Raw genomic sequence first — 9,819 nt, forward strand, 5'->3', positions numbered from 1 at the left:
GGGATGGGGTGCTCCGGCGTCACGCCTCGCCGCGTGACGGCGTACAGCACCCGGGCCAGCAGGAGCCCTCCGGCGATGGCCATCAGGACGCGCCAGACCATGGGTGGAACCGGAGGCTCGCTCACGGTGAAGCGCGCGTGGGCCGACTTGGGGCGGGTGGTGAGGAAGCGCACGTCCACGTCCCACGTGCCGGCCTCGTCGGGGACGAACTCGGTGCTCCAGCCCACGGCGTCGCGCGTCAGCGTGCGCGTCACCTGACCCGGCACGCCCTCTCGGGAGAACGCGACCGTGACGGCGCCCTGGAAGGGAGGTCCCTGGAGGTTTCCCACCGACAGCGTCAGCCGCAGCGGCTCACCGGGGCGGGGGACGGCGGGGGTGAGGACGCCGCTCAGCTGGTCCTCCGCGTCACGCCAGGAGAGGGAGAGCAGCTCGCCGCGCCGCTCCACCTTGATCTGATCCGACGCGGGGCCCGCGGCGGCATGCAGGGCCAGCAGGCAGGTCATGACGACCCACCCCAGGAAGGAGGTCGTGCGGCTTTGCCTCATGGACCGCTGTCCCCTAAGATGCGCTGCCCTGTCACCTTCCACCAAGCTTGCTCCCCCCGGGGAGTCCCCGGGATGAATCCTCAAGCATTCGGGAAATACCAGCTCATCAAGAAGCTCGCCACGGGCGGCATGGCCGAAGTCTGGCTTGCGCGTCAGTCCGGAATCGAGGGCTTCCAGAAGGAGCTTGTCGTCAAGCGCATCCTCCCGCACCTCGCGGAGGACCGCGAGTTCGTGGAGATGTTCAAGAACGAGGCGCTGATCGCCGCGCGCTTCAATCATCCGAACATCGCGCAGGTCTACGAATTCGGCGAGGCCAACGGCACCTATTACATCGCCATGGAGTTCATCCACGGCGAGGACCTGGGCCGGGTCATGCGCAAGGCCAGCGGGATGAATCAGTGGATCGCCCGTCCGCTGGCCATCCGCATCGTCGCGTCCGCGTGCGAAGGCCTCTACTACGCGCACAGCCGCAACGATGACCGCGGCCAGCCGCTCAACGTGGTGCACCGCGACATCAGCCCGCAGAACATCCTGATCAGCTTCGATGGTTCGGTGAAGCTGGTGGACTTCGGTATCGCGAAGGCCGCGGACCAGGCTTCGATGACGAAGTCCGGCGCCATCAAGGGCAAGTTCGCGTACATGGCGCCCGAGCAGGCCGCGGGCAAGCACCTGGACCGGCGCGCGGACATCTTCGCCATCGGCCTGGTGCTGTACGAGATGCTCACCGGGCACCGGCCGCTCAAGAAGGACTCGGAGCTGGCCACGCTGCAGGCGGCCATGGAGTGCTCCATCCCGTCCCCGTCCGAGGTGGCCGACGTGCCCCGGGACATGGACCACGTGGTGATGCGCGCCCTGGCCAAGAGCGCGGATGACCGCTACGACAACGCGCGCGAGTTCCAGACCGCGCTGGAGGAGCTGCTCGTCAACGAGCGCTGGCTCGTCACCTCCGGGCAGATTTCGGAGCTGATGAAGACGCTCTTCGCGGATCGTCTGGATGACGAGCTCAAGCAGGGCCAGGTCATGCCCGTGGGCGAGGACTCCAACACCGCGCCGCCCCGGCCGCCCCCGGACATGAACTGGGAGGCCCCGCCGGGTGAGTCGCGCGAGCGCTCGCGAAGCAACGCCACCCGCACGGGCTCCGCGCCCCGCCGCGCCACGGGCATGTCCCCCGCGCTGGCGGATGATCCGAACGAATACGACGCGCCGTCGCTCACCGGCGTGGAGCAGCCGCCGCCGCGGCGCCGCTCCAGCGTGTCGGAGCCGGCCGTCCGGCGCGGCACGTCCACCAGCAACCCGAACGCGACGCAGATCGCCCGCACCAACTCGCGCTCGGACCTGCGCAGCCAGTCCGTGGACGACGTCCCTCCGCCCCGGCGCACGGCGTCGCGCGCCATGCCGGTGTCGGAGCCGCCCATGCGGTCGCGCTCGGGCGTGCATCGCATGGAGCTGGAGGACGACGAGCGCACGCGCCTGCCGCCTCCGGACGATGAGACGGAGCCCGCGCCCGCGCCGCCGCCTCCGCGCCGCCGCACCAGCACCAGCACCAACCAGTCCGCCGTGGAGCCGCCGCGCCGCCGCACCTCCAGCCGCGTGGATGCTCCGCGCGCGCGCCCGGTGGCCCCTCCGGTGGATGACGAGGACTCTGGCGAGCGCCGTCCGTCGCGCTCCAGCGCCCCCTCGCTGCCGGAGCCGGTGAAGCCCCGGGGCGGCAGCGTGCGCACGCTGGTGACGGTGGGCCTCTTCGTGGGCCTGCTCGCGCTGGGCGTGCTCTTCCGCGAACCCATCATGCTGGCGCTCACGTCCAAGGCCGCGGACGCGCAGGGCGTGTGGCTCACGGTGAACACCAACCAGCCGGTGAAGGTGTCCGTGCGGCACACGGAGCGCTGCAACAGCCCGGAGCCGGTGACGATGCTGGGCACCGCGCCGCTCACGCGCGTGCAGGGCGCCCACCTGCAGGACACGCTCATCCTGGAGAACGACGCCCAGGGCATCTACCTGGAGGACTCGGAGGAGCTCGCGTTCGGCGCGCCGGGCGAGCTGAAGACCTTCGAGCGCAGCTTCAAGGAGGGCACCCTCAAGCTGAAGATCACCCCCAAGGGGATGACCACGGGCCTGACGGTGTACCGGAACAACCAGATGATGGGCAGCGCCAACACGACGCTCAAGCTGATGGAGGGCAAGCAGATCCTGGAAGTGCGCGGCAAGCAGCTCAAGGAGCCCGTCGCCTTCGAGGTCACCATCAAGCCGGACGAGACGACGGAGCAGCCCTTGAATCTGGCCGACGCGAACTAGTAGCGCGGCAGGGCAGGGTCCACGGTGCGCGAGTACAGGTCGATGCCGCCCTGGAGCGACACGGCCTCCAGGCCCCGGTCGATGAGGTACGCGGCGCCGTCCAGGCTGCGCACCCCGTGGTGGCAGTAGACGACCACGGGGCGGCCGCGGAAGGACTCCAGCTGTTCGTGGAAGTCCTCCAGCTCCGGCAGCGGCATCAGCACCGAGCCGGGCAGGGCCACCCACTCGTGCTCGTGCGGGAAGCGCACGTCCACCAGCACGGGGCGCGACTCGGGAGGGCCGGCCAGGCGCCGGGCCAGCTCGGCGGGGGTGATTTCAGGGATGGGCATGGGGGTTATCTTCTGTTGAGCCGGGAAGGGGACCGTCAGGTCCCTTGGCTTTTCAGGCGCCAGGGCGTTATGTGGCACCGTCTACGAGGAGATTGAAGCACATGGATACTTCTACCGCCGTCACCGGCTCCACGCCGGCCTCCCAGCCCGCCGCCTCCGAGCCCGTCGTCCTGACGGCCGCCGCCATCGCCCAGGTGAAGACGGTCATCCAGGCCCAGGGCTTCCAGGGCTACTTCTTCTCCATCCGCGTGGTGCCCTCCGGCTGCAGCGGCCTGGGCTACGACCTGAACCTCGTCAAGGAGATGAAGGCCGGCGACCAGACGTGGGAGCAGGACGGCGTCACCATCGCCACTGACGCGCTGAGCGCCCAGTACCTCTCGGGCACGCACATCGACTACGTCACCAGCGTCACCGGCGCGGGCTTCAAGTTCGAGAACCCCAACGCCAAGTCGTCCTGCGGCTGCGGGACGTCGTTCACCACCTGATTCGCTGTTCGTCGATTCAGGGTGGAAGGAGGGCCGGGATGGGACGCCAGGCAGGCGTGCCCCCGGCCCTTCGTGCGTCCAGCCCTCAGGCTCCGGCCACGGGCTTCATCACCTTCATCCAGTTCTGCTCCCCCTGGCCGCGGTTGCGGCGCTGGGCGCGGCGGGCCTCCGCCTCCTGGAAGGCCTGGCGCTCCGCCTCCGACTCCAGGAGCAGCGGCGGCACGGGCACGCCCTTGCCGTCCTGGCCCTGCGCCACGAAGGTGAGCAGCGCGCTGGTGGTGAGGTGCCGCTCACCGGTGAGCGGGTTCTCCGCGTGCACGGTGACGCCCACCTCCAGCGAGGTGCGGAACGCCGCGAGCACGCGTGAGTGCAGGAGGGCAATCCAGCCCACGCGGATGGGGGCGTGGAAGTGCAGGTCGTCCATGGACGCCGTCACCACGACCTGACGGCAGTGGCGCTGGGCGGCCACGGCGCCGCAGATGTCGATCCACTGCATCACCTTCCCGCCGAACGCGGCGTTCAGGTTGTTGGCGTCCGGAGGGAGGATGAGCTGCGTCATCACCACTTCGGAGTCGCGCGGGCTCTTGGGGCTGAGGTCGTGCATGGCGCTGGCGAGCGTCGCACGAAACAGCGCCGCGTCAGGCCAGGAATGCGGAGACGCGGTCCATGAACTCCTCGCGGCCCGCGCCGCGGCGGATGTCCTGCTTGGAGACGTCCACCACCAGGCACTCCACGCCGTACTTCTCCTGGAGCACCTGCGGGAAGCCCGCGTAGTAGCCGTTGAGGCCCTTGAGGAAGGGCCGCCCGATTCCCTTCTCCTCCGCGCGGCCGCGCGTGCGGATGCGCTGGAGCAGCACCTCCTCCGACGGCACGTCGAAGCAGATGACCTTGTCCGGCCGCACGATGTGGCGCGACAGCCGCTGGAAGTACTCGTAGTACAGGTCCAGCTCCGCGTTCGTCATGTGCCCCAGGCCGTGCAGGTACTTGGCGAAGATTTCCGGGTCCTCGTAGAGCGTGCGGTCCTGCACGCAGCTCTTGCGGACGGAGTGGATGAGTTCGTGGTGCTCCACGCGCCGGATGAGGAACTCCAGCTGCAGCGTGAACGACCACCGCGACATGTCGCCGTAGTAGTCACGCAGGAAGCGGTTGTCGATGACGGGCTCGTCGAAGAGCTCGAAGCCGAAGCCCTGGCTGATGAGCTTCGCGGCCGTCGTCTTGCCCGCGCCGATGTTGCCCGCGAGCGCCACGAAGCGCTTGGCGCGCGGCAACTTCACCTTCGCCTTGAGCGTGTTGCGAGCGGCGGGCTTCGTGTCGGCGTCGGCCGGGGGCGGCGCCTTGGTCGAGGGCTCGGTGCGGGACGTCGCCGGACGCGCGCGGGCGGTGGAGCGGGGCATGGAGCCCGAAGGCTTAACCCGGCTTTCCAGAGGCGTCCATTCGCTGGCGGAGCAGGTCCGGCCGGTCGGTCATGATGCCGCCAATGCCTTCCTGGATCAGCCGGTCCATCTCCGCCGGATCATCCACCGTCCACACGTTGATCCACTTGCCGCGCTCGGCCGCGGCCTTCAGCAGCGCGTCGTCCACCAAGCGCACCTCGCCGAAGTACAGCGGCATGTCGAGCACGCTGTAGCGCGCGTCCTCCGGCGGCGCCTCGCCCGCCTTGAGCGCCAGGACGAACGCGGCCAGCGCGTCGCGCGGGTAGAAGTGGCACGCGTCGGGCAATTCTTCGTGCAGCCGCTCCGCGATGACGTCCTGCTCGCTGCCCAGGCACACGCGGCCCAGGGCCCCTTCCTCGGTCAGCAGGCGAGCGAGCACGGCTTCCGCGCCCGGCACGTCCGGCTTGAGCTCCACATTGAGGCGCAGGGTGGGGAAGGCGCGCAGCACCTCGCGCAGCGTGGGCAGGCGCACACCCTGGCCTCGGAAGGGGAAGGTGCGGCCTTCGTCCGGCGTGAAGCGGTGGCCCGCGTCCAGCTTGCGCAGCTGGGCCAACGTCAGCGCCGCGAGCGGACCTTCCCCGTCGGTGCAGCGCTCCAGCGTGTCGTCGTGCGCGACGATGACTTCACCGTCGCGCGACAGGTGCACGTCCAGTTCCAGCATGTCCGTGCGGTGGGTGTGGACGGCGCGCTGGAAGGCCTCCAGCGTGTTCTCCGGCGCGAGCAGCGCTCCGCCGCGGTGCGCGATGTGGAGCGTGGGCTTCAGCCCATCAAGAAACATGTCGCGCGGCAGCATGATCCACCTATTCTTGAATTGACGATGGTGTGACGGACAGGGCCCCGGTCCGTTCCTTGCCGGCCCTACTACCCCACCGGTATAAGGGCCTGAATCCTCAGCCCGACCGGCGTCGGACTTCAACCACCTCGGCGCCCTTCACCTCCCGGAGAATTTCAAATGGAACTGCGCACGAAGCTGGGCGCCGCGGCCTTCCTGGCTGCCGCGGCGATGGCCACCGCGGCCGGCTGTGGCGGTCGTGACGACGACAACCCCACTCCCACCCCCGACGCCGGCTGCACGGGCGTCTGCAGCACCGACGCGGGCTCTGACGCGGGCACGAACACCGACGCGGGCACTGACGCGGGCACCGGCGACGCGGGCCCCACCGCCAACCAGATCGCCGCGACGCGCAAGGTGTCGTTCGGCACCAAGGCGACGCTGCGCGACGTGGTCGTCTCGGGCATCCACTACGAGAAGCTCAGCGACCAGGGCAACGGCTCCTGGCGCTCGTACTTCTGGGTGACGGATCCGGCCGCTCCGAAGGAGGGCCTCTTCATCCATAAGTTCTACACGGACACGCCGGACGCGTATCACCCGCAGCTCGGCGACACCGTCGACATCGTGGGCTACTTCGGCACGGAGCCGAACAACTCGCCGTTCACCGGCCGCCGCCACCACCTGGCCAATCAGCAGACTCCCGCGGTGCCCCTGGCCATCACGCCCAAGCTCACGGACGCGGGTACGGCGAACCTGCCCCCGGCCAACGAGGTGACGGTGGATGAGCTGACGGCGTCGCTCGCGGCGGCCCAGAACAGCGCGGCATACCTGGGAACGCGCGTGCACCTGGCGGGTCCGCTCACGCTGACCAACCCGCAGCCCTCCCAGCTCCAGCGCCTGGACAACGAGGACGCGGGCACCCTCTTCTACGGCTTCGAGGTCACAGGCGGCATCCTCGTCTACCACGACAAGACGCGTGACCGGTCCGACGGCGGCTTGGGCTGCGACTACCAGAAGGCGGCCCTGGATGGCGGCTCGGTGACGTTCCCCAACGGCATCACGGGTGTCTGGGATACCTACACCTTCGCGGGCTGCATCAACGGCAGCTCCAACATCACCAGCTGCGGCACCGGCGGCAATGACCGGGACAGCGGCGTGCCGGGCACGGACCAGCGCTACACCTACACCATCATCCCGCAGGGCTGCGAAGACCTGCCGGGCGAGGTGGTAGTCCCCGAGTAATCCGCTTTCGCCTGATGCCTTCCCCGTCCGCCTCCCAGGGCTCACCTGCCCTGGGGGGCGGTCGTGTTTCAGGGGCCCGAAAGTTCGCGTGCTCCGCAGGGCCTGCCTAGAGTCCGACGCCGGGCGGGTCGGACGGCTCCCCCCGGGGCGGGAATGCAGGTAGGCTCCGGACACGCTTCAAAGTTCCACCCGCGGCCCACACCTTCCACGTCCTTGAGCTCGCCCCAGACGGCCACCCCGTTCGGCAAATACCTGCTCATCAAGCGCCTCGCGCTGGGCGGGATGGCGGAGCTTTTCCTGGCGCACAAGCCGCCGGATCCCACGCTGGTGGTCATCAAGCGGATCCTCCCGTACCTCTCCGAGGAGCCGGAGTTCGTCCAGATGTTCCTGGACGAGGCGCGCATCGCCGCCCAGCTCCACCACCCCAACATCGTGCAGGTGCACGAGCTGGGGAAGGAGGGGGACAACATCTTCATCTGCATGGAGTACGTGGAGGGCGTGGACCTGCGCCGCGTGCTCGCGGAGGAGTTCAAGTTCGGCGCCTCCATGCCGTACGGCGTCGCGGCGAAGATCTGCGCGGCCATCGCCGCGGGCCTGGACCACGCGCACTTCAGCCGCGGCGTGGATGGGCGCCCGCTGGAGCTGATCCACCGGGACGTCTCTCCGCAGAACGTGATGATCGCCTACGACGGGCGCGTGAAGCTCGTCGACTTCGGCATCGCCAAGGCCGGCGCGTTCATGGAGCGCAGCAAGCCGGGCGTCATCAAGGGGAAGTTCCTCTACCTCTCCCCTGAGCAGATTCTTCAGGAGCGGCTGGACCACCGGGCGGACATCTACGCGCTGGGGGTGATGCTCTACGAAATCACCACCGGCAAGCAGCCCTTCCACCGCCCCACCACGGAAGGCATCCTCTACGCCATCCGCTACGAGGAGGCGACGCCGCCGCACCTGGTGCGCCCGGACTACCCGGAGGTGCTGTCGCGCATCGTGATGCGGTGCCTGGTGAAGGACCGCACCCAGCGCTACCAGCGGGCCTCCGAAGTGCGCGACGACCTGCACGCGTTCCTCGCGTCTGGCGTGCTCAAGCAGAGCCTGGACGTGGCGCAGTACATCGCGCGGCTGTTGGGGGAGAAGGAGGAGCGCACCGTGCTCCACATCCCCCCGGCGAAGCGCGCGGGCCGGCACGAAGCCACGCTGCCGCTGCCGTCCCTGCGCACGCCGCTGCCGCCCCCGGTGCCGGACCTGCTGGAGGACACCGCCGCGCGCACGCTGCCGCTGGCCGACGCGGAGGACACCGCCGCGCGCACGCTGCCCCTCACGGAGGACACGTCGTCGCGCACGTCTCCGCTCGACGAGGACACGGGCGCGCGCACCCTGCCGCTGGGCGGGACGGCGTCGCAGCCCCGGGGGCCCTCGGCGCTGACGCCCGTGGGGCTGGTGTCCCGGCCTCCCGCGCGCAGGCCCACGGCGGAGGCCGCGGCGCTGCGCACCTGGGATGCGGAAGAAGGGGAGCCGGAGACGCAGATGGCGCGGCCGCGCGACCTGCCCTCGGGCCACGACGACGACGATGACGACGGCGAGTCCACCGCGGTCGGCACGATGCCCGGCGCTCCCTCGCCGCGCCGCCACCTGGAGCCCGTGTTCGAGGCGGAAGCCTGGGACGAGGAGGAGGAGCAGGAAGAGGAGGACGACGAGGGCGACTCCACCGTGCCGCTGCGCGCGCGCCGCCCCCGGCCCGTCGCGCCCACGCCCGCACCGGCGCGGCGCAATGGCCCACCGGAGCCCACCGCGCGCTCCGGGTCGGGAGACCGTTCGCGGCGTCCGTCGACCGGCGTGGCCATGCCTCGCGGCGCGGGTGGCGGGGATGATCCGTTCGCGCCCACGCCGCGTCGCACGCCGGAGGGACGCGCGACGACGCCGCCACCTGGCCCGCGTCGGCCGGGCATGGCGTCCGCCAACGACGGCCGCTCCGAGCCGCTGTCCTCCGGTCCCCGCCGCATGGGGGACGACGGCCGGTCCGAGCCGTTGTCCTCCGGTCCCCGCCGCATGGGGGACGACGGCCGGTCCGAACCGCTGGCGTCCGGTCCCCGCCGCATGGGCGACGATGGGCGCTTGTCGCAGCCTCCGGGCCCGCGCCGGGGCGCCTCCGCGTCCAGCGATGCGAACCGCTCCGCCCCGTCCGGAAACTCCGGGGCTCGCAACGTCCGTCCTCCGCCGCGGCCGTCACCGGAAGACGACGAGCGCTTCAACACCGACCCGGGGCCCTCCGGGGTGAGCCTCACGGACCCGACGCCCGTCATGACCGGAGACCCGGACGACGACGAGTCCACCGTCGGGTTCCAGGCGCCGCGAAGGCCGCCCCCCCGTCGGGTCGTGCGCGCGCCCGTCAACGAGGACGAGGACTACGACGAAGAGGGGCCCGACACGCTCGACGCCTCCCGGTCGCCCCGGCGCTCGCGCGCCATCGTGCTGGTGGCGGGCGTGGTGCTCGTGGCCGTGCTGGGCCTGGGGCTCGCGTGGATGATGGGCTTCTTCAGTCCGGAAGCGCAGGCGCCTCCCGCGCCCAGGAGGGGGCCTCCGGCGGGAGGCCCGGCGCGGCCCGGTCCCCAGGGAACGGCCCCCGTGAAGGCGCCCGCGCCACCCGCTCCTGTTCCGGCCGAAGTCGCGCCGCCGAAGCCCGCTGAACCCGCCCTCGCGGACACCGCCGCGAGCCCGCCAGAC

The 9,819-nt window shown here is 70.6% G+C and carries 9 protein-coding genes; 4 read left to right on the forward strand and 5 right to left on the reverse strand.

Annotated features, from left to right (window positions below):
- Positions 1-545, reverse strand: a 545-nt coding sequence (locus tag D7V77_RS37350; protein WP_120581017.1) for a hypothetical protein, incomplete at its 3' end; no start/stop codon positions are given.
- Between the two features lie 72 nt (positions 546-617).
- Here D7V77_RS37350 and D7V77_RS37355 point away from each other — a divergent pair.
- Complete coding sequence (locus tag D7V77_RS37355; RefSeq protein WP_120581018.1) at positions 618-2,837, forward strand: serine/threonine-protein kinase; 2,220 nt, start codon at positions 618-620, stop codon at positions 2,835-2,837.
- Here the strand turns inward: D7V77_RS37355 and D7V77_RS37360 are convergent.
- The gene (locus D7V77_RS37360; RefSeq protein WP_120566412.1) at positions 2,834-3,166 is read right to left on the reverse strand and encodes a rhodanese-like domain-containing protein; all 333 of its coding nucleotides are present in this window, start codon (positions 3,164-3,166) and stop codon (positions 2,834-2,836) included. The two genes, D7V77_RS37355 and D7V77_RS37360, sit on opposite strands and share 4 nt — an antisense overlap.
- Positions 3,167-3,267: 101 nt before the next feature.
- Between D7V77_RS37360 and D7V77_RS37365 the strand changes: the two genes are divergently transcribed.
- The gene (locus D7V77_RS37365; RefSeq protein WP_120581019.1) at positions 3,268-3,651 is read left to right on the forward strand and encodes an iron-sulfur cluster assembly accessory protein; all 384 of its coding nucleotides are present in this window, start codon (positions 3,268-3,270) and stop codon (positions 3,649-3,651) included.
- An 85-nt stretch (positions 3,652-3,736) separates the two neighbouring features.
- Here D7V77_RS37365 and D7V77_RS37370 read toward each other — a convergent pair whose 3' ends face one another.
- From D7V77_RS37370 to D7V77_RS37380, 3 genes are read right to left on the reverse strand one after another with little or no spacing between them, the layout of a single operon-like run.
- Positions 3,737-4,255 carry an acyl-CoA thioesterase gene (locus D7V77_RS37370; protein ID WP_120581020.1) on the reverse strand — a complete coding sequence of 173 codons (519 nt, stop codon included), beginning with the start codon at positions 4,253-4,255 and terminating at the stop codon, positions 3,737-3,739.
- 34 nt (positions 4,256-4,289) lie between these two features.
- Positions 4,290-5,045: a deoxynucleoside kinase gene (locus tag D7V77_RS37375; protein ID WP_120581021.1), complete on the reverse strand. Its 756-nt coding sequence runs from the start codon at positions 5,043-5,045 to the stop codon at positions 4,290-4,292.
- Positions 5,046-5,058: 13 nt separating this feature from the next.
- Positions 5,059-5,877 (reverse strand): glycerophosphodiester phosphodiesterase, encoded by an 819-nt coding sequence (locus D7V77_RS37380; protein ID WP_120581022.1) that lies wholly within the window; start codon positions 5,875-5,877, stop codon positions 5,059-5,061.
- 159 nt (positions 5,878-6,036) lie between these two features.
- On the opposite strand from D7V77_RS37380, the gene D7V77_RS37385 reads away from it, so the two are divergent.
- Both D7V77_RS37385 and D7V77_RS44415 read left to right on the forward strand, forming a co-directional pair.
- The gene (locus D7V77_RS37385) at positions 6,037-7,098 is read left to right on the forward strand and encodes a hypothetical protein (RefSeq protein WP_120581023.1); all 1,062 of its coding nucleotides are present in this window, start codon (positions 6,037-6,039) and stop codon (positions 7,096-7,098) included.
- Positions 7,099-7,311: 213 nt separating this feature from the next.
- Positions 7,312-9,819: serine/threonine protein kinase (locus D7V77_RS44415; protein ID WP_199733960.1), on the forward strand; the 2,508-nt coding region annotated here is incomplete at its 3' end.

Source organism: Corallococcus sp. CA041A, assembly GCF_003612075.1.
GTDB lineage: Bacteria > Myxococcota > Myxococcia > Myxococcales > Myxococcaceae > Corallococcus > Corallococcus exiguus.

Excerpts from the sequence above, each read along its gene's own strand:
- D7V77_RS37380 (WP_120581022.1), bottom strand. The coding sequence starts at position 5,877 with ATGCTGCCGCGCGACATGTTTCTTGATGGGCTGAAGCCCACGCTCCAC.
- D7V77_RS37385 (WP_120581023.1), top strand. The coding sequence starts at position 6,037 with ATGGAACTGCGCACGAAGCTGGGCGCCGCGGCCTTCCTGGCTGCCGCG.
- D7V77_RS37375 (WP_120581021.1), bottom strand. The coding sequence starts at position 5,045 with ATGCCCCGCTCCACCGCCCGCGCGCGTCCGGCGACGTCCCGCACCGAG.
- D7V77_RS37370 (WP_120581020.1), bottom strand. The coding sequence starts at position 4,255 with ATGCACGACCTCAGCCCCAAGAGCCCGCGCGACTCCGAAGTGGTGATG.
- D7V77_RS37355 (WP_120581018.1), top strand. The coding sequence starts at position 618 with ATGAATCCTCAAGCATTCGGGAAATACCAGCTCATCAAGAAGCTCGCC.
- D7V77_RS37360 (WP_120566412.1), bottom strand. The coding sequence starts at position 3,166 with ATGCCCATCCCTGAAATCACCCCCGCCGAGCTGGCCCGGCGCCTGGCC.
- D7V77_RS37365 (WP_120581019.1), top strand. The coding sequence starts at position 3,268 with ATGGATACTTCTACCGCCGTCACCGGCTCCACGCCGGCCTCCCAGCCC.